Below are 26202 nucleotides of genomic sequence, written 5' to 3'. Positions count from 1 at the left end.
CCAGTTGTAGCACCAGTTAGTGCTAATGCTAATGTAATTTTACTTAAATTTGTTTTTATTCATGTTTTCATCTTAAATTACTCCTTTTTTCCTTGATTTTACTTTTAAATTGTACTATTTTTGATTATTTTTACAAGTATGCTTTTAAACGAAAAATAACGCCTAAATGCAAGGCGTTTATTTTATGAGACCTATAACTATTAATTATATTGAAATTGTTTATTATATGTTAAATATGAAAGTTGTTTTTTAAATAATTTTTATTTAATTTTAAATTACACTTATATATTTATATAATAAACAAGTAAATTAATATTTTAAAAATATTTACAATAAATTTAGATTTTTAAAAAATAGTTAGGAGAATAATATGAATTTTAATTATAAATGAAATTTTAGAGAACAATATGCCAAAATTGATAAACTAGTTTTAGAACATATAAGAACCTGTTTGGAATCTTTTAAACATAATTAAACTAAAAAAGGGAATAATTATTTCTAACCTGACAGTTAATTAACATTTTATTTTCTTTGTCATTTTTTTGTTAAAAAGATTTTATCATTTGACAACTTATCGATTAAAAATTTATTTTTCAACTATAAAATAACATTTATGATATTAATTTAATCAAAAATAAGTTAAAAAAGATCCTAAACAGGTTCTAACAAATAAATTAGAAAAATGAGATTGAAGAATATTTAAAACAAGAGATAAAAAGAAATATAAAATTGTTGATTATCAATATCGAACAAGAAAAACATTATATGGAATGGTAACTTATAAAAGAAGAATTTATGAATATTTTAATGAAGAATTACAAAAATGAGTTCGTGTTTGTTTAGTTGATGAATGACTAAAATTACCTAAATATAAAAGAATTGGTGAAGATGTTGAACAAACTATTATTGAATATTTTGCTGATGGAAAAAGATATCATGATATTTGTGCTATTTGTAAAAAAGCAGGTATTAGTGTTATTACTGTTCATAGAATTTTTAAAAATTTAGAAGTAATTGAAGCAAATCCAGAAAAAGTAAAATTAGAAAAAAATCAACCTATTTTTGTAGCAATTGATGATGGTCATCGAAAATTTTGAAATTTTAAACGTAAAGGTATAAAACACTCTATGCGATTAATAGTAACATATACAGATAATATTAATCACAAAGTACAAAATAAAAGAGTAAAGGCAATTATAAGACCAACAAGAACAGTAATTGGAGTTAAAAAGACTGCTGAATTTGTTAAAGAGCATTGTCAAAAATTTTATGAAAATATTGAACAAGCAAAAATTATTATTTGTGGTGATAGTGCAGGATGAATTAAAGAAGTTGCTGATTATTTAGGTGCACAGTTTGTTTTAGATAAATTTCATTTAATTAGAACATTATATCTTGGAATAATGGCGGGAAATAAAGGAAAATATTTAAAAGAATATAATCACTGTAAAAATTTAATTAATAATGGTCAATATGATGAATTAATTAACTATTTATATAAAGAATTAGATAATCATAAAAAATTAAAAAAACAGTATTTTAAAAATAATAAACAAGGTATTGAAAATCAAGGTGCAAAGTGAAATATAGGTTGCTTTACTGAAACTAATATTTGACATGTTTTAAAAGAAATGCTTGGTAATAGAACATATAATATTAGTATTTACATTAAAATGGTTATTTTTAAATGTAATAAAATAAATTTAGAAACATAATTTAATGAATGTAATAATTACTTATTATTTCACAATTTGCAATAGCATCTCAAAAATTATTATTTTTTATTTTTCTTTTTAAACCAATAATTAAGAATGTTAATGACAAAATTATAGAGACAAAAATCGGAACTACAATTGTAGAAAAAATAACTGCAATTTTTAACCATAATAAAGGATAACTATAATAATTATCAATAATATATTCATTTCCAAAATATTTAAAAGAAATATTATTATTGGTTAATCAACTATATTTACTTCACAAAGTAAAACCATTATATTCATATATTAAACGTTTTGTATTTTTAAATAAATAATTATTTTTAACAGTTACTACTTCTTTTCCGTGAAATAAACCAAGTAATAATAGTCCATTAATTATAATTAAAATAGTTAAAATAAATAGTGATACAGTTATTAATTGTAATTTTTTCAGTGTTTTAATTTTCATCTTTAAATTCTCCTTAAATATTACTTCATAAGTTTAACACTTACTAAACTTAATTATAAGTATTTTAGTTGTATTATCTTTTAAAAAATAGTAAGATGAATGTACAATTTCATAAAAATCCAAATTATTTCTTGTCTAAAAAATAATAAGACTACAACCATTTAATTTATTCCGGATTTTTGACAATCTCCCTGTATTTTATATTTAAAATTATTATTTTAACTGTATAAAAAGTATAAGCCATTAACTATTTTAAAAGTAATAACTTTAACTTTATATAAAAAAATACAAATTAAAAAACTAATTGTTTTTTAATTTGTTCACTAATTTCTTTACTTTCTAAAACTTCAATTAACTTTAAACCAAATTCAAATACAGCACCAATTGATTTTCCAGTTATAATATTATTATCAACTACTACTTTTTCATCTAAAATAATACTTTTATTTAAACCAATATTAGTGCCTGGATAATGCGTAATTTTTTTGTTATCTATTAAATTTAATTGCCCTAAAATTTGCGGTGCTGCACAAATAGCAGCAATAAACTTATTACTATCTTTAGCAAAAATAACTAACATTGATTTTAATAATTCATTTTTGCTTAAGTTTTCTACTCCGATTTTACCACCCGGTAAAATTAGCATCTTATAACTTAACAAATCAATATCACTGATTTTCTTTTCACATAAAATAAAAACATTATGACTTGATTTGATTTTTAAGTCATTTTCAATACTTACTAAATCAATAATAATATTAGCCCTTCTTAATAGATCAATAGTAATTATTACTTCACCCATTTCATAGCCTGTTGCTAAAAAAATGGCTACTTTAAACTTCTCATTATTACTCATTATTTCTTTTCAATTCATTATTTAATTTAAAAACATTAATAGCATTTTCCCTAGTTGCATTAATAATACTTTGTTTTGGGATCTTCTTTAATTCAGCTATTTTATTAACTGTAAATATTATATTTTCTGGATGATTAATTGTTAATCCATTTTTGGGATTTTTGCCTCTTTTTGGTTCAGGAGTTAAATATGGCGCATCTGTTTCAACTAATATTTTATTAATTGGTATATTTTTTGCTACCTCTTGTAACTTCAAAGCATTTTTATATGTCACATTACCTGCAAAAGAAATATAAAAACCTTGTTTTATAAATTTTTCAGCTATTACTTTTGTTCCCGTAAAACAATGAAGAACACCATTAGTAATATTTTCTTTTTTAATAATTTCAAAAACATCTTCAAACGCATTACGAATATGTAATAATACAGGTAATTTATGTTCTTTAGCTAATTTTAGTTGTTCAATAAATCATTTTTTTTGCAATTGTGGTTCTGTAAATTTATGATAATAATCTAATCCAATTTCACCAATAGCAACTACTTTACCGGTTGCTATTAATTTTTTCAATTCTGAAATAGTATTACTATCGCAAGTATTTACTTCTGTTGGATGAATACCTACAACTGCATAAAGATTAGGAATTTTTTCTTCACTCTCAAATTCATAAATTTGACTAACAGCTTGCTTACTGGTATTTAAGTCAAAACCAACATTACAAATACTACCAATACTATCACCTGCTGAATAAGCATCAGTTAATAATTTTAATATTTCTGTTTCATCATAATGTTTTGACATTAAATGACAATGAGTATCAAAAATTCCATTATTAGCCATATATTTTACCTTCCCTTTTATTTTCCTAAACAAAATCTTTTAAAAATTTCATCTAATAAATCAGTTTCAAATTTTTTACCTTGCATTTCTAAAATCTTATTTCATGCAGTTTGTAAGTGAACAATAATTAAGTCTATCGAAATATTCTTTTTTAAATCTTTTAATGCTTCTGAAATACTAAGTTCAATTTCATCCAAATATGCTAATTGTCTTGTATTCGCAAAAAGTAATTCTTTATCAAAATTAATTTCAGTAGTTATAATTTTATTTTTTATTCCTAAAATTAGATTTTCAATTTCGCCCATTATTGCACTAACTTTTACCACATTAAAATTATTTTTAATGTCTAATTTTAATTTTAACCTTAAATCCGTTTTATTAATAGCAATAAGGTAATTTTTATGTTTTATTTTTTCTAATAATTGTTTATCCTCAATACTTAAATCTTTTGAACCGTCTAGTACTAATATTATTAAATCTGCTTCGTTTAAAGCCTTATGTGATTTATCAATACCTGCTTTTTCGATATCATTTAAAGTATGACGTATACCTGCTGTATCAATTAAATTTAAACTAATATCACCCAAATTAATTTTGCCTTCTACCAGATCTCTTGTTGTTCCTTCTTCATTAGAAACAATAGCTTTATCTTCATTTAAAAGCACATTTAATAGGGAAGATTTTCCAACATTAGGTTTTCCAATAATAACTGTATTAATTCCCTCTTTTATAGTTTTAGTAATTTTACTATGTTCTTTAATAACTTTTATTTTATTTAAAAATTTTTCAACTAAAGGAATAACATTATTAATTGTTTTTTCCTCAACCCCATCGTATTCAGGATAATCAATATTAACTGTTATATTAGCAATTAAAGTTAGTAATTCTGAAGATAATTCATCAATTAGTATTCTTGTTTTACCACTTAAACTATTAATAGCGGTTTTTAAAATAGTATTATTTTCAGCCATAATTAAATCATTAATATCTTCTGCTTCAATTAAATCAATTTTATCATTTAAGTAAGCTCTTCTCGTAAATTCTCCTCTTGTTGCCATTCTCATACCTGTAGATAGTAATAATTGCAAAATTTTTTGTGTTATTAGCACTCCACCATGACAATTAATTTCAATTGTATCTTCACCTGTAAAAGATTTGGGAGCGCGATAACATGCCAAAACAACTTGATCAATTTTATTCTTATTATGATCAATAATATATCCTGTTATTAAAGTGTGACCTTTTTGATTTAAAATATCTTTATCAAAAACCTTATTTAATAGCTCATAAGTATCTTTTCCTGAAATTCTAATAATACTAATTGCTTGATTTAAAGGGGCGGTTGCAATTGCAGTAATAGTATCATTTAACATTTTTTCCTCTTTTCATTTAAACAATCTAAGATTTAAAATCTTAGATTACTCTAATTTTCCAATCTAATTACTACATGACGGTTATAACCTATACCTTCAGAAAAACTTGATATTCCTTCAATATTTTTAACTATTTTATGTATAATTTTTCTTTGATTATTAGGCATTGATTCAAAATGAAACATTTCTTTACTTATTCTTATTTTTTTTATAATTTCATATATTCTAATTTTTAAATTTTGTTTTTGAATATTTAAATAATTATTAACATTTATTACTATTTGATAGTTTCTTTTAAATTTTGTTTCTAAATAAGTAATAAGTAAATTTTGTAAAGCACTAATTGTATAACTTTTTTTGCCAATTAAAATTGAATTTTCATTTTTACAATTAATATTAATATAAAATTTATTGCCACTTAATATTATTTCTTCTTGATAATTTTTTATATTAAAAAGTTCCAATAAATCATGTCATTTATCATTTAAATAATTTTTAACATCATTTTCGTTAAAAATAAAAATTTTAGTAATGGTTTTAAATAAACTTCTATACCTAATTTTATATAAAATGTCTTGGGGGGTAAATTTTTGATAGTTTTTTCTAAATCAGTATTTTTTTTAAATGATTTAATTTCCATCTTTTTTTCTCCACATTATAATAAATTACTTATTTTTTTTAGGTTGAACAACTATTTCAGATTTTGTAAATATCTTTTTAATCTTACTTGAAAATGGTGTACTAATTGTACCATTTTTTTTATAACGGCTACGTTTATGTTTATTATAGTAATGAAAACCAAGAGTTTGAAATATTTGTAATATTCCAGAAATAATTCAATAAATGCCTAATCCTGAAGGAGCAACACATACATAAAATAAAAACATAAAAATCATAACGCTTTGAATAATAACTTGTTTTTTTAATGCAGCTTTTGCTTCTTTAGTTTTAATCTTCTGTCGTAAACGATTTAAAAACATCGGTAATAACATAGAAACTAATTGTGTTGGTATATATATAACAATAATTATTAAATACATAAATTGGCCATGGGTAACCATAGTTCATGGTTGTTCAACTAAACTAATAGCACCAACAACAGTATTTTTTAATAAATTAGTTGATTTCATAACAGTAAACATAGCTGTTAAGAAAGGAAGTGATAAAAACATTGGAATAAAAGCAGCCATTGGATTTATTCCTTCTTTTTTATAAATAGCCATTAATTCCATTTGTTGTTTTTGTTTTGCACTTGGATCACGTGAATGTTTATATTTGGCTTGAATTTCGGAAGTTTTCATTTGCACTGATTGCATTTTTTCCTGATTTTGTTGGGCTTTAAAAGTAAATACTAATGTAATAAGTTTAATAATTAAGGTTGTAAAAATAATAGCAAAAATAACACTTACTGATCAATATTTTGAATTTACATCAACTCCACCACTTAATCCAGCAGAAATACTAACTAAGATTCAAGCAATTGGATAAACAAACATTCCAAAGAACGGTGATTTAGTTTGCGTTCAAGCTTCACTTCATGTTCTAATCCCTGTAAATCCATATTCATAAATATTATTACCATTAAAATGAAAAATGTGATTTTTTGCTACATCACTGTTACCAATAAGTAATTCAAAAAAAACAGCCGCTACATTATATTTTTGAAAATCATAAGCTGAAATAACATCACTAGTTGCAACATTAGGATCACCCATAGTCTGACCGCAACCTCAAAGTGTTGACATCAATAAAAAAGTCCCTAAAATAATTTTAGTTCATTTTCATGTTATTTTTAATCAAACGTTTTTTTTCTGTTGTTCAGGAAATAAAAACTTTTTATATTGCATTAATTTTACTCTCCTATAATGGGATTTTCATTAAAAGATGTAATAAAGATCTAAGATTTTCTTCATATGTATTAGATAAATAATTTTTTCTAATCATAATTACTATATCTACTGGTCAATCTTTTTTAATATCTACTAACATTCCTCGTACTTGACGTTTAATCTTATTACGTGCAAAAGCAAAACGAACTAGTTTTTTTCCTACTGATACACCTACTCGTATAGTTTCAAAATCTACTCTATTCATATAATAGATAAAAAATTGACCATTTGAAATACTTTTTCCTTCATTAATTAAATATTTAAAATGATGATTTTTCAAAAGGCGGTATTTTTTTTCCATATTTTGTTCACCTTATTTTATTTTTTAAACTATGCTGTTAATTTTTTACGTCCTCTTTGACGTCTTCTTTTAATAACATTAATCCCTGTCGCAGATTTCATTCTTGCAAAAAAACCATGAGTTTTTTGATGTTTTCTCTTACTTGGTTGATATGTCGGTTTCATTTTTTTCTCCTTTTTTTAAAATTCTAATAAAAAATCATTAAGAGTATTCTAACATAATATTTATATCTTAACAAATTATTCTGTTTGTTTTTAATAAAAACAATATTAGTTTAACAAAAAAATAAATCATTTATAATATTAAATAATAAATATTATTTTTTTTATTTTTTTTAAAAGTATAATACAGATTATAATTATAAAAAAGTTATCAACATTAATCCACAATTTATCCACAATAATTATATTAATTAAAGAGGTTTTTAAAATGAATGACACTGATAATAAACGAGAAAACTTTCAAAATATTTGAAATAAAGTTAGAAATTTTCTTCAATATGATGAAATGATTGATCCAAGTATTTTTAATAACTATATTAAAAACACTTATATTTATGATATTTTTGAAAATAAATGTTTAATTATTGTTGATTCACTATTTGCAAAAGAAATTTTAACTAAAAATATAACATTTAAAGTTAAAGAAATTTTGGAAAGAATTATTCAACAAAATCTTCAAATTGAATTTTTAGAACTTAATGAAGCAAAGAAACAAAAAATATATGTAGAAAAAGATTTTGTTGAATTTAATAAATTGCAACAAATTAAAAAACAATTTCAATTTAATAACTTTGTTAAAGGTGAATCAAATAACGATGCTTATCAAGCAGCATTTTCAATTACCATAGAACTTGGTAGGTATTGAAATCCCTTATTTATCTATGGTAATTCTGGATTAGGAAAAACACATTTACTTCATGCTATTGAAAATGAAATACTAACAAAATATAATAATCAAAAAAAAGTACTTTACTTATCTTCTGAAGAATTTGGTCGTATGGTACCAGAAATTATTAAACAAAATGTTAATGATATTGAAAAATTTAAAGATTCATTTAATCAATACGATGTTCTTCTAGTTGATGATATTCAATTTTTAGCTAATCGTAGTAAAACAAATGAAATATTTTTTCATATATTTAATAGTTTTGTTAACAAACAAAAACAAATTGTTATTACATCAGATAAACATCCTGATGATTTATATGGTTTTGAAGAAAGAAATGTTTCAAGATTTCAAAGTGGTTTAAGTGTTGGTATTGATTCACCAGATTTTGAAACTTCATTAATTATTTTAAAAGAAAAAATTAAGTCTTTAAATTATGATCCAAGTATTTTTACTGAAGAATCTTTAAGTTTTATTGCTTTAAATTTTAATAGTGATGTTAGAAAATTAGAAGGAGCATTAAATAGATTAATTTTTTATAGCATTTTATATATAAAGCCTAATCATTTAATAGTGCTTGAAGACGTTATGAAAGCTTTTAAAACATCAAATACTTCATTAAAAGAAAAACTAACTATTAAAAAAATTAAAACAATTGTATCTGAATATTATAATATTCCAATCAAATTATTGATTAGTACTTCTAGAGTTAAAACGATAACAATAGCACGCCATGTAGCAATGTATTTAATAAAAACACTTTTAAATGAATCATATACAAAAATTGGTTCTGAATTTGGAGGTAAAGATCATACAACAGTAATGAATGCTTATAACAAAATTAAAAAAAATATTGAAACTAATTATGAATTTAAAAAAAATATTGAAAGATTATCACGTGAATGTTTAAAACACAATTAATCCACTATTTTAATCATAAATTATTAACTTATAAAATCCTGATTTTTTAATGATTTTATAAGTTAAAATTAGTTATTCACATTAATCCACATTTTAATATTAATAATAATTAAATAAATAATAGTAATTAATATATATAATATATAATTAATTATTAATGTTTAAAAATGGGAGATATTTATGAAAATCGAAATCAAAAGTTCTATATTATTCAAAATAATAAAAAAAATAATAAAAATAACAATTTCTAATAACAATTATGAAGAATTATCTTGTTTTTTATTAGAAGTTGAAAAAGAAAAAATAATTTTAACCGCATCTAATGGTAATTTATCATTAAAATATGAACTAAATAATAATGAAAAATATTTAAAAATATTAAATATTGGTTCGGTATTAATTAATACTAAAATTATTTATGATATTTTTAGTAAATTAGAAGATGAATGAATTTTATTTGAACTTAAAATTAATAACTTAATCATTAGTAATTTTAAAAACGATAATAATGATTTTATCTTCAAACTAAGTACATTGACAATTGAAAAATTTCCAAAAATTAACTTTAATAAAAATATTAAAAATAAAGTATCTTTTAATAAAAGTTTGTTACAAAATATAAATGAACAAATTGCTTTTGCAACAAATACAAACAATAATAAACCAGCATTAAGTGGAATTAATTTTAAATTTAATGATCAAAAGTTATTTGTTACAGCAACTGATGGATATTGTTTAGCAAAAAAGTGATTTTCTTTTGAAGAAAAATTAGAATTTAGTAATAAAGAGTTTAATATTCCAGTTCATTTATTAAATGAAATTGATAAAATTACTAGTGATTTAAATTCAAATATAAATTTTTATTTTGAAAATGATTATAATTTAATTATTGAAATTGAAAATTTTTTATTTCAAACACGAATGATTGAAGGTACTTATCCAAATACGGATGATATTATTAAAAATATTATAGAAAAAGAAAAAAATATTATTGAAATTAATAACGTTAGAGAATTTTTAAAAATTATTGAATTATCAATAATTTTAGCAAAAAAAGATACTTCACCTATGATTCAATTTTGAATCAATGTGGAAAAAAATGATTTTAAAATTAATTGTTTATCTAATAATGATAGTATAGGTGAAGTAATTGAACAATTTAAAAAATTTCATATTGTGAAATCTAAAAGTTTAAAAGAAGAAATAAAAGTAGTTTTTAATTCAAAATTAATTATTAATGCTTTAAAATCTTTTAATAAATGTAAAAAAGTAAATTTGAAAATTTCTTGACCAAAAAATTATACAATTATTGATAGTGAAGAAGAAACTGGGTTATTACAACTAGTTTTACCAATTGGAGAAAAATAATATGATATAACTAAAATAGTTATTTTTAATTAATAAGCTAAGAAAAGGTAAAAAATAATGAAGAAGAAATTACAATTGTTAAGTATGTTTACTATTTTAATTTTTACTAATTTAAATATAATTGCTTGTAAAAATAAGCAAGATAGTATTAGTGAATTTTATGTTTTAGGAGATAGTTTATCAGATACTGGTGCAGGAACATTTGCACAAAATCAATATTTAGAAAATAGTAATAGTAAATTTAAACATTTTCAATTAGATAAACCTTATTATAATAATTGTTGAAGTAATAATAAAGTAGCTTCACAATTAATTGCTGAAAAATTAAATATTAATTTTAAACCTGGGTGATTATTTAACATCAATGGTAAAACATTTCAAAGTTTGGGTAATAATTATGCTTATGGAGGAGAAGTTGCTGATAGCAGTGATAATAATTTAGATATTATTAAAACTTTTGAATTGTCTCATCAAACACAAATGTTGTTACTACAACATTCTTTACAAAAAAAAGATGTTATTTGAATAGAAATGGGAGCTAATGATATTGGTAATTTAATGAATAAAACAGATCCTATTATTATTAACAGTAAGATTAATAATGTAATAAATGAAGAAAAAAAAGCAATAAAATTATTAATTAAAAATGGTGCAAATAAAATTATTATTAGTGATGTTCCTGACTTAACATTAACACCAAAAATTAAAAAGATATTACATAATAATCAACAAAAAATACAAATAGCACGTAAAACATGTATTGAATATCAAAAACGATGAAAAAAAATGATATTAGAAATGAAAATAATTTATAAAAATATTATTACACCTTTTTTTCTTTCAAGAGAATTAGCAACTGATATGAATAATTTTAAAAATAAAATTCCAGATGGAATTGTTGAAACTAGTGCTACAATTTGTAAAATGATGTCTAAAGAAACAAAATATTCTTATAAACCAGTTTTTAATTCTGGAGTTAATGAAAGTAATTTAAATAAATATTTTTATTTTGATGAGTTTCATCCAGGTATGTGATTTCATCAACAAATGGCAAATAGTATTATTAATTTAATAGAAAATTTTAAATAGATTTTTTGTTAAATATTTTTAAAAAAGTAATTTATTATTTTTGAATAAAGATTTTTTAATTTTTCTTTTAAAAAAAATATGTTGTTTTAAATCAAAAAAAATGTATAATTTATACATAAAATGTAAAATAATATGCTTATTTTAAAGAATAAAAAGTCTTTTTTTGAATTTATTTTTGAAATTTTAAATATTTTCATTATTAAATTAATGAAAATATTTAATGATGAAAGAGAGTGAAAATAGTGAGCACAAGGACTCAAAATGATTATAATGCTAACTCAATTCAAGTTTTAGAAGGACTAGAAGCAGTTAGAAAACGACCTGGAATGTATATTGGTTCCACTGCAGAAAGAGGATTACATCACTTAGTTTGAGAAATAGTTGATAATGCTGTTGATGAAGTTATTGCCGGTTTTTGTACAAAAATTTCTGTAACTATTACTAAAAATAATGAAATATTAGTAAAAGATAATGGTCGAGGTATTCCTACTGATATACATCCAAAGACTAATATTTCAACAGTAGAAACGGTTTTTACTACATTACATGCTGGTGGAAAATTTGATAATGGTTCTTATAAAGTATCAGGTGGTTTGCATGGTGTTGGTGCTTCAGTAGTAAATGCTTTAAGTAAGTATTTGGAAGTTACTATTTACCGTGATGGTAATATTTTTTTTCAAAAATATATTGAAGGTGGTAAACCAGAATTACCATTGGCAGTTATTGGACAAAGTGATAAAAAAGGAACAACTGTTTTATTTAAACCTGATGAAAGTATTTTTACTGAAACTGTAAATTTTAGTTTTATAATAATTAAAACAAGGTTAAGACAACTTGCTTTTTTAAATAAAGGTTTAACTATTCAAGTTATTGATGAACGTGAAAATAAAGAAGAAACTTTTTGTTATGAAGGGGGCATTAAAGAATATGTTGCCTTTTTAAATAATAAATTTGAATCTTTAAAACATGAAATTATTTATGGAGAGTTTGAAATAAATGGTATAAACACAGAAATAGCTTTTCAATATAATGAAAGTGAAGAATCTCAAATATTTTCATTTTGTAATAATATTAATACACCTGAAGGTGGAACACATGAAGATGGTTTTCGTTTAGCATTAACAAGAGAATTGAATTCTTATGCGAAAAAAAATAATCTTTTAAAAAATAATGATGAAACATTTACTGGTGATGATGTTAAAGAAGGAATTTTAGCAATTATTTCAGTTCAACATCCTAATCCACAATATGAAGGGCAAACTAAAACAAAACTTGGTAATTCTGAAGTTAGAAAAATTGTTTCTAATGTAACTGGAAAAATAATTAATAAATTTTTATTGGAAAACCCTGCTGAAGCAAAAATTATTATTAACAAAGTTATTTTATCAGTAAGTGCACGTTTAGCATCTAAAAAAGCACGTGAGAATATTATGACTTCGAGAAAAAAACCTTTACAATTTTCTAATTTACCTGGTAAATTAGCAGATTGTTCTTCTAAAGATCCAACTAAAACAGAAGTTTTTCTTGTCGAAGGTGAGTCAGCTGGTGGAACTGCAAAGTTGGGAAGAAGTAGAGAAATTCAAGCAATTTTACCATTAAGAGGGAAAATAATTAATGTTGAAAAAGCACGACTTTTAAAAGTTTTTTCTGACGAAGAAATAAATAATCTTATTATTTCCTTTGGTTGTGGTGTTGGTAAAGAATTTAATATTACTAAATTACGTTATCATAAAATTATTATTATGACTGATGCTGATGTTGACGGTTCACATATTAAAACATTATTATTAACATTTTTTTATCGTTACATGCGTCCCTTAATTGATGCTGGTTATATATATATAGCTCAGCCTCCTTTATATAAATTTTATAGTGGTAAATTTGTTAAATATGCATATAATGATCAAGAATTGCAAGAAATTAAAGATAATTTTAATGGAACTAATTTTAACATTCAACGTTATAAAGGTTTAGGAGAAATGAATGCCACACAATTATGAGAAACAACTATGGATCCACAACATAGAATTTTATTACAAGTAAGTATTGATGATGCTTCAGAAGCAGATGAAACTTTTTCAATATTGATGGGGAAAGATGTATTTCCACGAAAAGAATTTATTCAAGAAAATGCTAAATATGTAAAAAACATTGATGCTTAAAAGTTAATAAAATAAAATTAGGAGTTTATATATGAGCGAAATAACTAAAAAAAATGAAACATTTATTTCTAATAAATATGTTCGTAATATATCTGATGAAATGAGAACTAGTTTTTTAGAATATTCAATGTCAGTTATTGTTTCAAGAGCTTTACCAGATGCAAGAGATGGATTGAAACCAGTACATCGTCGAATTTTATATTCTTTAGCAATTTTAGGTATGACATATGATAAACCTTATAAAAAAGCAGCACGTATTGTTGGAGAATGTATTGGAAAATTTCATCCTCATGGTGATATTGCAGTTTATGAAACAATGGTAAGAATGGCACAAGAATTTAATTATCGTTATCCTTTAGCTGATGGCCAAGGTAATTTTGGTTCAATTGATGGTGATAGTGCTGCTGCTATGAGATATACTGAAGTTAGAATGAGTAAAATGGCAGGAGAGTTGGTTAAAGATTTAAATAAAAATACAGTTACTTTTGTTGAAAATTATGATGGTGCTGAAAAAGAGCCTAGTGTTTTACCAGCTTATTTTCCTAATTTATTAGTTAATGGAACAACAGGTATTGCTGTTGGAATGGCAACAAGTATTCCACCACATAACTTAAGAGAAATAGTTGATGCAATTATTTTTGTAGCTCACAATCCTGATTGTGATATTATGGAAATATTAGATATTGTTAAAGGACCTGATTTTCCTACAGGTGCAATGATTTTAGGCGTAAATTCATTTAAAAATGCTTATTTAAACGGAAGATCAACAATAACAGTTTGTAGTAAAACTAAAGTTGAAAAATTATCAAATGGTAAACCTGCAATTATTGTTGAAGAAATACCTTATCAAACTAATAAAACTAATTTAATAAATAATATAGTTAAAGCAGTTCAAGAAAAAAAAGTAAATTATATAACTGATTTGCGAGATGAATCTAATCGTGAAGGAATAAGATTAGTATTAGAAATTAAAAATATTGATTATGCTGAACTTATTTTAAATCAACTATATAAATTTACTTCATTACAAACAACATTCACAATAAATTTATTAGCATTACATAATAAACAACCTAAAGTAATGAATTTAAAAGAAATGATTGAAATTTATATTGAACATCAAATTGAAATTATTCTTAATAAGTCTAATTTTGAATTAAAAAAATATGAACATCAATATCATATTATTTTTGGTCTTGTTAAAGCATTACAAAATATTGATGAAATTATTAAAATAATTAAGGAATCAAAGAAAACAGAAGAAGCATTAACTAATTTACAGAATAAATTTGAATTTTCTGAAAAACAAGCTAAAGCTATTTTAGAAATGAAACTGCAACGTTTAACAGATTTAGAACAAGAAAAATTAAATAATGAATTATCATTTATTAATGAAGAAATTATTCGATTAAGAACTTTAATTAATGAACCTTCTAAGCAAATAGAATTAATGATTTCTCAGTTAACAACAATTAAACAAAATTATGGTGATGATAGAAGAACTGAAATTATTGAAAATTATGAAGGTGAAATTATTGATGAAGCTTTAATTAAAGAAGAACAGGTGGTTATAACGCTTTCAAAAAGTGGTTATATTAAACGTTTACCTTTAGATACATATAGAACTCAACATCGTGGTGGTGTTGGTGTTAAAGGTGTTGGTGGCACTGATATTAATACTGATGATATTGATAAAGTTTTAATTACTTCAACTCATTCTGATTTGTTAATATTTAGTAATAAAGGAAAAGTTTATCGAATTCGTGCTCATAAGGTACCAAATTATTCAAGAACAGCTAAAGGAACACCAATTGTTAATTTAATAGCAACAGAAAAAAATGAGACTATTAAAACAATAATTGCTATATCAGAAGATTATGATATAAATGCTAATTTATTTTTTGTTACTAAAAAAGGAATTATTAAACGTTCAACTTTAGATCAATTTAAATCTATTTACCAAAATGGTAAGATAGCTATTAAATTGCGTTCAAATGATCAATTAGTAGATGTTCTGAAAACTACAGGTAATAATGAAATAATTATTGCTGTGGCTAATGGACGAGCAGTTAGAATCAATGAAAATCAAGTTAGAGTAATGTCAAGAATAGCCAGCGGAGTAAAAGGAATAGATACAAAAGGTACTCATGTAATTGGAATGTGTTCTAATCAAGATGGTGATTTAGTTGTCTCTATTAGTGAGAAAGGTTATGGAAAAATATCACGATTTGAAGAATATCGTTTAGCAAATCGTGGTGGTAAGGGTGTAATTTCTATGAAATTAGCTCAAAAAACAGGAAAATTAATTGGTATAAATTCAATAAGTAACACTAATAATAGTAATGATTTATTAATTATGACTTTAAAAGGTACAGTTATTAGATTTTCTTTAGAAGATATAAGAACTACAAGTAGAAATACTATAGGTGTTAAATTAATTAGATTTAAAACAGAAGATGATGCAATTTCTTCAATTGTAACAATCCCAATCACTAAAGAAAAAACTATTTTTATTGATTAATTTAAGAGGTGCTAAAATGATTGATATAGAAAAAATACGTAATAATTTGGAAAAAACTATTAATAAAATAGAAACAAGGGGCCAAAGTTATAAAAACGAAATAAATAAAATTTTTAATTTAGATTTAGAAATAAGAACTTTAAAAACAAAAAATCAAAAATTAGAAGAAACAAGAAATAAACAGTCTAAACAAATTGGTGAATTATTAAAAAATAAAAAAAATGATCAAATAAAAAAAATTAAAGATGATATGATTATTTTAAAAGAAAAAATTATAAAAAATAATTTAAAAATTGTAGATTTAGAAGATAAAATATATGAATTACAGTTAGTAATTCCTAATATACCACATTTTTCAGTTCCACAAGGAAACGATGAAACTAATAATCAAGAAGTTAGAAAATGAGGGAAAGTTATTAAAAAAAATAGTAAACCACACTGAGAAATTGCTGAAAAGTTAAATATAATTGATTTTTCAAAAGCAACTAAATTAAGTGGTACTAGATTTATTATGTATAAAAATAAAGGTGCTTTATTAGTTAGAGCATTAATGAATTTTATGATTGATTCTCATTTAAAAAATGGTTATTCTGAATTTTTACCACCATTAATTATTAATAAAGAAAACTTATTTGGTACAGGGCAACTTCCTAAATTTAAAGATGATTTATTTCAATTAAATAACGAACAGTATTTAATTCCAACAGCAGAAGTTCCTTTAACAAATATTTATCGTAATGAAATTATTAATTTTTCTGAATTACCAATAAAAATGTGTGCTTATACACCATGTTTTCGTTCAGAAGTGGGTTCTGCTGGTAGAGATACAAGAGGAATAATTAGATTACATCAATTTAATAAAGTAGAATTAGTTCAAATTGTTGATCCTGAAAAATCTTATGATGCCCTTGAAGAGTTAACTAATAATGCTGAATTAATTTTACAAAAATTAGATATTCCTTATAGAGTTATTAATTTATGTAGTGGTGATATTGGTTTTAGTGCTGCTAAAACTTATGATTTAGAATTATGATTACCTTCTCAAATGTGTTATCGTGAAGTTTCTTCATGTAGTAATTGTGAAGATTTTCAAGCAAGAAGAATGGAAACTAGAGTTAGTCAAGATAATAAGAAAATAGGTCCACATACACTAAATGGATCGGGATTAGCTATTGATCGAGTTGTTGCAGCAATTTTAGAAAATTTTTATGTTGAAGAAGATAATGTTGTAAATATACCTATTGTTTTACAACCTTATATGAATAATTTAAAAACTATTTAATTTATAATGTTTCACGTGAAACATTATAAATTAAAAAAAATGTATTTTTTTATAAAAAAAATGTTATAATTAATAATGCCACTGCAACAATTACATTCGAACCGGGTCAGGACCGAAAGGTAGCAGCCATAAGGATTAGGATTGTGTGCGGTGGTTTTATTTTGAAAAATAAAAAAGAGGTTTCTTTAAATGAAAAAACAAAATTATATGGAAATTGCCTTAAAGCTTGCTAAAAAAGCTGCTATTAATGGTGATGTTCCAATTGGTGCAATTATTGTTGATGAAAATGATAATATTATTGGTAGAGGATTTAACAAAAAGGAAAAAGACAAAGATCCAACTCAACATGCGGAAATTATTGCAATAAAAAAAGCATGTAAAAAAATTAATAATTGACGTTTATTAAATTGTACTATTTATACAACATTAGAACCATGTTTAATGTGTGTAGGGGCTTTGTTACAAACAAGAATAAAACATATTGTTTTTGCTTTAAAAGATAGTAAGTTTGGATGCGTTGAATCACTCTATAATTTAACATTAGATAAAAGATTTAATCATCGTAGTGAATATACTTATTCTTTAAACTTAGATAGTAAAGAAATGTTACAAAGTTTTTTTGGAGAAATTCGTAATTTATAATAATTGTTTTTATAACAAATTTTATAAAAAATTGTTAGGATAAATATAGGTGATTTAAATGAAACATAAATCTTTTTATAGAAAGTATCGACCAAATTCTTTTTCAGAAATAATTAGTCAGGATAATATTGTAAGAATATTAAAAAATTCTATTTTAAATAATAGTTTTAATCATGCTTATTTATTTTCAGGCTCAAAAGGTACAGGAAAAACATCAACGGCTAAAATATTTGCTAAAGCAATTAACTGTCAAAATAACATTGATGGAGATGCATGTAATACTTGTGAAAATTGTATAAACATTAGTTCAAATAATTGTATTGATATTTTAGAAATTGATGGTGCTTCCAATAATGGTGTTGATGAAATAAGAAGTATTAGAGATAATATTAACTTATTACCGATGAATTTTAAATATAAAGTTTATATTATTGATGAAGTTCATATGTTAACAACTTCTGCTTTTAACGCATTATTAAAAACCTTAGAAGAACCACCACAACATATTATTTTTATTTTAGCAACAACAGAACCATATAAAGTAATTCCAACTATAATTTCTCGTTGTTTATGATTTGAATTTAAAAAAATTAATGTAAATGAAACTAAAAAACATTTTATTGATGTTTTAACAAAAGAAAAAATTAATTTTGAGGTTGAAGCAGTAGAGGAATTAGCAATATTGAGCGAAGGATCTTTACGTGATGGTTTAAATTATTTAGAAAAAACATTTAATTATGGTAATAATATAACACTTAAAAATGTTGAAAAAATATTTTCTGTTTTATCAACAAAAAATAAAATATTATTTTTAATTAATATATTTAATTGTAATATTGAGCAAGTAATAAAACAATTAACATTATTTGATGAATATACTATTCAATATAAAAAAAATATTATTGATTTTATTTACATTCTTGAAGAAATATTAATTTATGCTATTACTAAAAAAACAGAATTACTTAAAATGATAAATATTCAACAAGTAAATATTTTTTCTGAAGTAGTAAAATCTGATTTACTTTTAATTTTGAATTCATTTAATGACATTTTAATTCAAGAAGATGTTGATGATTTAAAACCAACATTAATACTAAAAATATTAAATTTAATTAAAAATTTTGAGAATAAATATTCATTAAATTATTTAGAAAAAACAAAAATATCTATTATGAATATAGAAAATAAAAGTATAAATTTAAATAGTAAAGATGAAATAACAAAAATTTTAAAAAAAAGCGAAATAGATAAAAATAATGAAGAATTAACTTCAATTTTAGTAAAAGAAGAAAATACTAGTATTAAAGAAAAAGAAATTTTTAATGTACCAACTGTGAAAAATTTAAAAAATGATGAGATAATTGATAAAGCCATTAATTTAATTTTACAAGCTGATAAAAATATTAGAAAAGAAGTTAGTGAAAAGTGAAAAAATATTTCTAAATTTATTAATGATAATAAATTTAGAAACATAACTAAAGTTTATATAAATACTATTATTGCGGCAGCATCTACTAATGGCATTATTATTATTACCAAAAATATTATTCAATCTGATTTAATAAATCAAAGTTTTTTAAGTAAAGAACATAGAGAATTTTTAAATATTTTATTAGAAAATGAATACATGATTTATGCCCTTGATAAAAATCAATGACAGGAAACAAGAAAAAAATATCAAGAGTTACTAACAAAAAAAATATTACCAAAACCAGTAGATATTGTAATATCAAAACCTGTAATTGAGTCATTTACCAATGTAGATAGAGATCCGACTTTAAATTTTATAAAAAAAATATTTACTGAAATTGAAGAAATATAAAAATATGAGGTGAAAAATATGGATATGAAAAGAATGCTAGCACAAGCACAAGCAATTCAAGGAAAGTTAACAAAATTTAAAAAAGAAGAATTTACTTTTTCTGATATTGATGGTTTAGTTAAAATTATTATAACAGGTGGACGTAAACTAGTTTCAATTAATATTGAAGGATTATTAAAAGAAGCAGAAAATGATTATTCAAGTATTAATGATATGCTACAAACAGAACTAAATAAAGCATTAAAACAAATAGATGAAAAAGAAAAAAATATTGCTGGCAAGTTTTAGAAAAGTTTAGTAATTTTAGCATAGAAAGAGGTAGAAAAATGTTATTTATTACCTTTGAAGGGCCAGAAGGTGCAGGTAAAACTACAGTTTTAAAAATGATTAAAGAACAATTAAAACAAGATGGTTTTGATGTTATTATTACGAGAGAACCAGGTGGTAGCGAAATTTCTGAACAAATAAGACAAGTTATTTTAAATAAAGAAAATACATTAATGGATCCATGAACAGAAGTTTTGCTTTATATTGCAGCTAGAAGACAACATTTAATTGAAAAAATTCTGCCAAATAAAAACAGTAATAAAATCATTATTTCTGATCGTTTTTCTGACTCAACTTTAGCATATCAGGGTTATGCTAGAAATTTAGATATTGATAAAATAAATCTTATTCAAAAGCTTATTTTTGAAGATTATCAACCTGATTTGACGGTTTTATTTGATATTAAACCAGAAATAGGTTTACAACGAATTTTATTAAGAAAAGGTGAAAAATTGAATAGATTAGATGAAGAAACATTAGAATTTCATCAAAAAGTATATAATGGTTATAAAAAAATTGCTATTAGTAATCCAAATCGCGTTCATACAATAAATGCTAATTTATCAGAAAAAAAAGTTTTTAATAGTGTTTATGAACTAATCATAAATTTAGTTGAAGAAAAAGGTTTTAAAGGAAAAAAAATTAAAATTAGAGGATCTAATGAAGGAAAATAATGTAATTTTATTTGAAAATGAAGAATCAGAAAATTTTTCTATTTTTGTAATGGAAAATATTCCACAGGTAATTTTATTGTATTCGAAAAATAAAATATTAAATATAAATGTTAGTAATAAGTTAATAAAAAAAATTGTTTGTAAAAATAATAATCAATTAAAAAAATGTACTGAAGAAAATATGTGTCAAAATTGTTTTAAAATTAAAACTAATAGTTATTTTGATTTTAAAAAATTTGATTTTAGTAAAAATAATATTATGAATAAAAATATTGTTTTAGAAATTATTAATGATTTTTCTAAAACTAATTTAGAAAAAGATGCTAATAAAATTTATTTAATAAATCAAATTGAATTTTCTTCAACTTCAGCCTCAAATGTTATGCTTAAAACTTTAGAAGAATTATCTAAAAATATTTATGTAATTTTTACTACCACTAATATTAATCAAATACTCCCTACTATTAAATCTCGTTGTCAATTGATAAATTGTTCAAAAGAAAATGATATATTTGTTAGTAACGATTATGATGATGAACAATTATTAATTTTAAAAATATTTTCAAATACTACTTTTTTGACAGATGAAAGCAGTAAACTTAAATTAAAAAAATATATTGAAATTATTAAACAATTTATTATTAATGATAATGATAAAAAAGTTAACAATCAACTTTTGAATAAAAAAATAATTAGTTTAAAAAAAGAAATTATTTACTTTTTTAGATTTTTTAATTTAGTAGTTTTTAATAAATTAACTTTTCTTTTATTTAAAAAGTATGATTTTAATAATTTTTTTATTGAAAGTTTAGTTAATTTATGAAAAAATAGTAATTTAAAAAACATAGCCTATATTTTAGAACAAATTTCATTTACAATTACTAAATTAAAATTTAATGTTAACTTAAATTTATTAATAAATTCTTTTCTTATTAAGGTAAGTGATAATTAAACTATGGAAAGTACAAAAAAAATTTAATTTTAAATCAAGATGATAAAAAAATTAAGCTTATTCAAAGAAAAGATATGTTTTGTGTTTCTTTGGATACTATTTTATTAAGTAATTTTATTAAAATAAAACCCAGTACTAAAACAATAATTGATTTTGGAACTAATAATGCTGTTATTCCAATAATTTTAGCGGCAAAATTTCAAGGAAAAGTAATTGGTATTGAAATTCAAGAGCCAGCTGTTGAACTTGCTTTAGAAAATATAAAACTTAATAATTTAGAAAAAAGAATTGTCATTGTTCATGAAGACATAAAAATTTATGCTCAAAGAGAAAAAGAAAAAGTTGATTTAATTGTATGTAATCCACCTTTTTTTTCCTTTATGAGATAAAAGCAAAGTAAAAGCACAACCTTTAAAAGTTGTAGCAAGACATGAAGTATATATTAATTTAGAGGAGATTATTGCTAGCGCAAGTAAATTATTAAAAGACAAAGGGCGATTGGTTATGATAAATAGTGTAGAAAGAATAAACGAAACACTGCTTTTATTAAAAAAATATCAAATTACACCTAAAAAATTACAAATAGTTTATCCTAAAATTAATCAGGCTGCCAATGTTTTTTTAATTGAAGCAGGATTTTAGTGAAAGAAGGAATGATTGTTTTGCCACCATTGATTTGTCATAATGAAAATAATACTTATATTGATGAAATAGCAAAGTGATATAAATAATCTTAATATAAGTGTAAGGTTAGGTGTTTAAAATGAATATTAATTGATTAAATAAACTTAATAAAAAAATAACTTACTTATTAGCTGTATCAGGTGGTCCAGATAGTATGTTTTTATTAGATAATTTAGTACGTAATGAGTTTAAAATTATTGTTTGTCATGTTAATTATCATAAACGTTGAAGTAGTAATGTTGATGAGCAAATTGTTCGAGAATATTGTACAAATAATAAAATAACTTTAGAAGTAAAAAATATTAAAGAAGAGGAATACAATAAAAAACAAAATTTTCAAAGTCAAGCACGTGTACTTAGATATGATTTTTTTAATGAAATTGCTCAAAAATATCAAGTTTATAATCTTGTTGTAGCACATCATATTTACGATTTACTTGAAACATATATTATTCAAAAACAACGCAAGGCAATAGTTTCTTATTATGGATTAAAATTTAAAACAACATATAAATCTTTATCGGTTTATCGTCCAATGTTAGAATTAAAAAAAGAAGATATTATTGACTATTTAACTTTGTATCATATTAAATATGGATTTGATGAAACAAATGAATTAATTATTTATGAAAGAAATCGAATTAGACAACAACAAATTAATAAACTTACTGATTTTGATATTAATTTAATGTTAAGTGAAATTAAAGAATTAAATAGTGAACAAGAGTTACTGAAAGATGAACTTGAAGTAATTTATAATACCATTATTAATGATGATGTGCTTGCTATTAATGAATTTAAAAAATATGAATTTAAATTACAACAAATGATTATCTATGAATTTTTAAGCCAATATGATGAAGAATTAGTTTTATCTTTAAAAAAGGCTAAAATTAAAGAAATAGTTAGAGTTTTAACTAAATCTAGTAAACCAAATATTACTATTTGTATTTCTGAAAATACTTGAGTTATTAAAGAATATAATTTTGCATATATTAGTGAAAAAAATGAACCAAAACAATTTAGTTATAAAATTTCTAAAATAAATAACTATAATTTTAAGGAAATTACTATTTCTAAAACTGAACCAACAGGTGGTGAATTTCAAGCTTTATATATTAATAAATCAGATTTTCCATTAACAATTAGAACTAATAATGGTGAAGAAGAAATTGAGACACCATTTGGTACAAAAAAAATTAATCGTTTATTTATTGATAATAAAATTCCATATCGTGAACGTCTTATATGACCAGTAATCATAAATTCAAGCGGAAAAGTAGTGGCAATTCCAAAATTATCAGTAAATAAAAACAATATTAGTGAGAAACCTAATTTGTATGTGCTAAAATATTATGGTATTATTTAAGAAAATAAATTAGAAATTAAACGTAGGTGAAAAAATAATGCAAACGCGAATTAAAATTAATTGAATGATTGTTGCACTATTCGTTGCTTTTTTAGTATTTGTTGGAATTTTATTGTGATATTTTTTAAGAGGTAATGCTTTAACTTTAGATCAATTTCAATTAGAAACATTACTTAGAGATGGTAAACTCCCTGGCAATAGTAGTGACACTGTTAGTAAAATTGATGGAGTACAAGTTCAATTTTTTGATCATACTACTTATATTACAGGTTTTTTAGGAATTAATGGTAAAGTAAAACGATTTGAAGCGACAGTTTCTGGAACTGCTACAGGTGGTTTTTATCATGATGTTATTGAAAAATTATTCAGAAAAGATAAAGAGGGTAAAGGCTTTGATATTAACCCCACAATTATTAGTGAATTAGTTCCGTTTTGAAAAACATTTTTAATTAGTATGTTTCCAATATTAGTATTAGTTGGTGGTTCATTTTGATTATTTTCTAAAATGAATAAAATGGGTGCCGGTGGTGGCATGAGTCCTTTTTCAATGGGAAAAAGTCGTGCTAAGATTAGAACATCAGATACTAGATTTACTGATGTTGCTGGTATTAAAGAAGAAAAATTGGAATTAGAAGAAGTTGTTCATTTTTTAAAGTTTCCACAAAAATATGCACAAATGGGTGCAAGACTGCCAAAAGGAGTTCTTCTTGTAGGACCGCCTGGTACTGGTAAGACTTTATTAGCAAAAGCAGTTGCTGGTGAAGCAGGTGTTCCTTTCTTTTCAATTTCTGGTTCTGAATTTGAAGAAGTTTTTGTTGGAGTTGGAGCTTCAAGAATTAGAGAAATGTTTACTACTGCTAAAAAAAGTGCTCCTTGTATTATTTTTATTGATGAAATTGATGCAGTAGGAAGAAAACGTGCCTCAGTTTCAACTGCAACTAATGAACAAACTTTAAACCAATTATTAGTTGAAATGGATGGATATGAAACTAACTTGGGAGTTATTATTATGGCTGCCACTAACCGTGCTGATGTACTTGATGAAGCGTTATTACGTCCAGGTAGATTTGATCGTCAAATTTCTTTAAGTTGACCTGATATTAAAGAACGTGAAGCAATTTTACGATTACATGCTCGTAATAAAAATATTTCGCCAAAAGTTAATTTTCAAAGAATAGCAGAGAGAACGCCAGGATTTAGTGGTGCACAATTAGAAAATGTATTAAATGAAGCAACGTTGTTAGCTGTTCGTCATAATAAAACAGTTATTGGTTTAGTAGAAATTGATGAAGCTATTGATAGAGTTGTTGGTGGACCTGCTAAAACTTCAAGAGTAATTACTGATATGGATAAAAAAATAGTATCATATCACGAAGCTGGACATGCTCTTATTGGTTTAAAACTAGAATATGCTTCTAAAGTTCAAAAAGTTACAATAATACCACGTGGACAAGCAGGTGGATATACTATTATGACTCCTAAAGAAGATACTATGTTTTATTCAAAAGTACATTTAAGAGCAACTATTACTGGTTATTTAGGTGGTCGCGCTTCAGAAGAAATTATGTTTGGTAATGCAAATATTACTACTGGTGCTCATGATGATTTAGAAAAAGCAACAAATATTGCCAGAAAAATGATAACTGAATATGGAATGTCATCTGAATTAGGATTAGTTCAATTTGAAAGTCCACGTAATGAGTATTCACCTTTTGCAGCAAATAAGTTTTCTGATGATATTGCATCTAAAATTGATGGAGAAATTAAAAAATTATTAGATGTTTGTTATATTGAAGCAGTAGCAACAATTAAAAAACATAAAGATACATTAGAATTAATTGCTAAATCATTAATGACTTTAGAAACAATTACTGCTGAACAAATAGAATATATTGATAAATATAATAAATTACCAATTGAAGTAATAGAAATGCAAAAAGAAATGCAAAAAAATAGTAAAAATCCTTCCAAAGAGGATAATGAATCAAATGATAAAAAGGAAGATAATAATTCAGGGACTGATGATGATACAATATCAGTTGTTCCTAAGAAGAAATAATTAAATTATTATA

At 23.2% G+C, this 26202-nt stretch carries 25 protein-coding genes and 1 other RNA gene; 17 read left to right on the top strand and 9 right to left on the bottom strand.

Going from position 1 to position 26202, the window contains the following annotated elements; translation table 4 throughout:
• Positions 1-674 precede the first annotated feature (674 nt).
• The gene (locus ACXUB0_RS08670) at positions 675-1715 is read left to right on the top strand and encodes an Mbov_0401 family ICE element transposase-like protein (protein ID WP_458258812.1); all 1041 of its coding nucleotides are present in this window, start codon (positions 675-677) and stop codon (positions 1713-1715) included.
• Between the two features lies 1 nt (position 1716).
• Here the strand turns inward: ACXUB0_RS08670 and ACXUB0_RS08665 are convergent, their stop codons facing one another.
• The 9 genes from ACXUB0_RS08665 to rpmH form a co-directional block, all read right to left on the bottom strand.
• Positions 1717-2169, bottom strand: coding sequence for a hypothetical protein (locus ACXUB0_RS08665; RefSeq protein ID WP_458258413.1), 453 nt, complete (start codon positions 2167-2169; stop codon positions 1717-1719).
• 292 nt (positions 2170-2461) lie between these two features.
• Positions 2462-3025: a DJ-1 family glyoxalase III gene (locus ACXUB0_RS08660; protein ID WP_458258412.1), complete on the bottom strand. Its 564-nt coding sequence runs from the start codon at positions 3023-3025 to the stop codon at positions 2462-2464.
• A complete protein-coding gene (locus tag ACXUB0_RS08655; RefSeq protein WP_458258411.1) occupies positions 3018-3863 on the bottom strand; it encodes a TatD family hydrolase in 846 nt (281 codons plus the stop codon). Before ACXUB0_RS08655 ends, ACXUB0_RS08660 begins: the two co-directional genes overlap by 8 nt.
• A 17-nt stretch (positions 3864-3880) precedes the next feature.
• Positions 3881-5236, bottom strand: a complete 1356-nt coding sequence (mnmE, locus tag ACXUB0_RS08650; protein WP_338958449.1) for a tRNA uridine-5-carboxymethylaminomethyl(34) synthesis GTPase MnmE — start codon at positions 5234-5236, stop codon at positions 3881-3883.
• Positions 5237-5286: 50 nt separating this feature from the next.
• Positions 5287-5700, bottom strand: coding sequence for a Jag family protein (locus tag ACXUB0_RS08645; protein WP_458258410.1), 414 nt, complete (start codon positions 5698-5700; stop codon positions 5287-5289).
• 20 nt (positions 5701-5720) lie between these two features.
• On the bottom strand, positions 5721-5876 hold the full coding sequence (locus ACXUB0_RS08640) for a hypothetical protein (protein ID WP_458258409.1): 156 nt from the start codon (positions 5874-5876) through the stop codon (positions 5721-5723).
• 25 nt (positions 5877-5901) lie between these two features.
• Positions 5902-7083 carry a membrane protein insertase YidC gene (yidC, locus tag ACXUB0_RS08635; RefSeq protein WP_458258408.1) on the bottom strand — a complete coding sequence of 394 codons (1182 nt, stop codon included), beginning with the start codon at positions 7081-7083 and terminating at the stop codon, positions 5902-5904.
• Between the two features lie 13 nt (positions 7084-7096).
• On the bottom strand, positions 7097-7426 hold the full coding sequence (gene rnpA, locus ACXUB0_RS08630; RefSeq protein ID WP_252319042.1) for a ribonuclease P protein component: 330 nt from the start codon (positions 7424-7426) through the stop codon (positions 7097-7099).
• Between the two features lie 29 nt (positions 7427-7455).
• Entirely contained in the window at positions 7456-7590 is a 135-nt protein-coding gene (gene rpmH, locus ACXUB0_RS08625; RefSeq protein WP_174481423.1) for a 50S ribosomal protein L34, read from the bottom strand.
• A 265-nt stretch (positions 7591-7855) separates the two neighbouring features.
• Between rpmH and dnaA the strand changes: the two genes are divergently transcribed.
• The 16 genes from dnaA to ftsH all read left to right on the top strand — a co-directional run bounded on the left by dnaA (position 7856) and on the right by ftsH (position 26189).
• Positions 7856-9235, top strand: coding sequence for a chromosomal replication initiator protein DnaA (gene dnaA, locus ACXUB0_RS08620; RefSeq protein ID WP_252319048.1), 1380 nt, complete (start codon positions 7856-7858; stop codon positions 9233-9235).
• A gap of 180 nt (positions 9236-9415) precedes the next feature.
• Complete coding sequence (dnaN, locus tag ACXUB0_RS08615) at positions 9416-10603, top strand: DNA polymerase III subunit beta (RefSeq protein ID WP_252319050.1); 1188 nt, start codon at positions 9416-9418, stop codon at positions 10601-10603.
• A gap of 57 nt (positions 10604-10660) precedes the next feature.
• Positions 10661-11692 carry an SGNH/GDSL hydrolase family protein gene (locus tag ACXUB0_RS08610; protein ID WP_458258407.1) on the top strand — a complete coding sequence of 344 codons (1032 nt, stop codon included), beginning with the start codon at positions 10661-10663 and terminating at the stop codon, positions 11690-11692.
• A 239-nt stretch (positions 11693-11931) separates the two neighbouring features.
• A complete protein-coding gene (gene gyrB, locus ACXUB0_RS08605) occupies positions 11932-13854 on the top strand; it encodes a DNA topoisomerase (ATP-hydrolyzing) subunit B (protein ID WP_458258811.1) in 1923 nt (640 codons plus the stop codon).
• A gap of 31 nt (positions 13855-13885) precedes the next feature.
• Entirely contained in the window at positions 13886-16375 is a 2490-nt protein-coding gene (gyrA, locus tag ACXUB0_RS08600) for a DNA gyrase subunit A (protein ID WP_458258406.1), read from the top strand.
• A 16-nt stretch (positions 16376-16391) separates the two neighbouring features.
• Complete coding sequence (gene serS, locus ACXUB0_RS08595) at positions 16392-17657, top strand: serine--tRNA ligase (protein ID WP_458258405.1); 1266 nt, start codon at positions 16392-16394, stop codon at positions 17655-17657.
• A gap of 70 nt (positions 17658-17727) precedes the next feature.
• Positions 17728-17822, top strand: an RNA gene (gene ffs, locus ACXUB0_RS08590) — signal recognition particle sRNA small type.
• Between the two features lie 24 nt (positions 17823-17846).
• Positions 17847-18299 (top strand): nucleoside deaminase, encoded by a 453-nt coding sequence (locus ACXUB0_RS08585; RefSeq protein ID WP_338974350.1) that lies wholly within the window; start codon positions 17847-17849, stop codon positions 18297-18299.
• Positions 18300-18357: 58 nt separating this feature from the next.
• Positions 18358-20124, top strand: coding sequence for a DNA polymerase III subunit gamma/tau (gene dnaX, locus ACXUB0_RS08580; protein WP_338987936.1), 1767 nt, complete (start codon positions 18358-18360; stop codon positions 20122-20124).
• An 18-nt stretch (positions 20125-20142) separates the two neighbouring features.
• The gene (locus ACXUB0_RS08575) at positions 20143-20412 is read left to right on the top strand and encodes a YbaB/EbfC family nucleoid-associated protein (protein ID WP_210368440.1); all 270 of its coding nucleotides are present in this window, start codon (positions 20143-20145) and stop codon (positions 20410-20412) included.
• Positions 20413-20450: 38 nt separating this feature from the next.
• Positions 20451-21125: a dTMP kinase gene (gene tmk, locus ACXUB0_RS08570; protein ID WP_458258404.1), complete on the top strand. Its 675-nt coding sequence runs from the start codon at positions 20451-20453 to the stop codon at positions 21123-21125.
• Complete coding sequence (locus ACXUB0_RS08565) at positions 21112-22077, top strand: hypothetical protein (RefSeq protein ID WP_458258403.1); 966 nt, start codon at positions 21112-21114, stop codon at positions 22075-22077. The genes tmk and ACXUB0_RS08565 overlap by 14 nt, the downstream gene beginning before the upstream one ends.
• Positions 22078-22166: 89 nt before the next feature.
• On the top strand, positions 22167-22466 hold the full coding sequence (locus ACXUB0_RS08560; protein ID WP_458258402.1) for a methyltransferase: 300 nt from the start codon (positions 22167-22169) through the stop codon (positions 22464-22466).
• 115 nt (positions 22467-22581) lie between these two features.
• Positions 22582-22719 carry a hypothetical protein gene (locus tag ACXUB0_RS08555; RefSeq protein WP_458258401.1) on the top strand — a complete coding sequence of 46 codons (138 nt, stop codon included), beginning with the start codon at positions 22582-22584 and terminating at the stop codon, positions 22717-22719.
• 121 nt (positions 22720-22840) lie between these two features.
• Complete coding sequence (gene tilS, locus ACXUB0_RS08550; RefSeq protein WP_252319076.1) at positions 22841-24130, top strand: tRNA lysidine(34) synthetase TilS; 1290 nt, start codon at positions 22841-22843, stop codon at positions 24128-24130.
• A 37-nt stretch (positions 24131-24167) separates the two neighbouring features.
• Positions 24168-26189, top strand: coding sequence for an ATP-dependent zinc metalloprotease FtsH (ftsH, locus tag ACXUB0_RS08545; RefSeq protein ID WP_458258400.1), 2022 nt, complete (start codon positions 24168-24170; stop codon positions 26187-26189).
• The last annotated feature ends 13 nt before the right edge of the window (positions 26190-26202 follow it).

It is taken from the genome of Spiroplasma endosymbiont of Dactylopius coccus (assembly GCF_977110965.1).
This window is presented reverse-complemented; position numbering and strand designations above follow the sequence as displayed.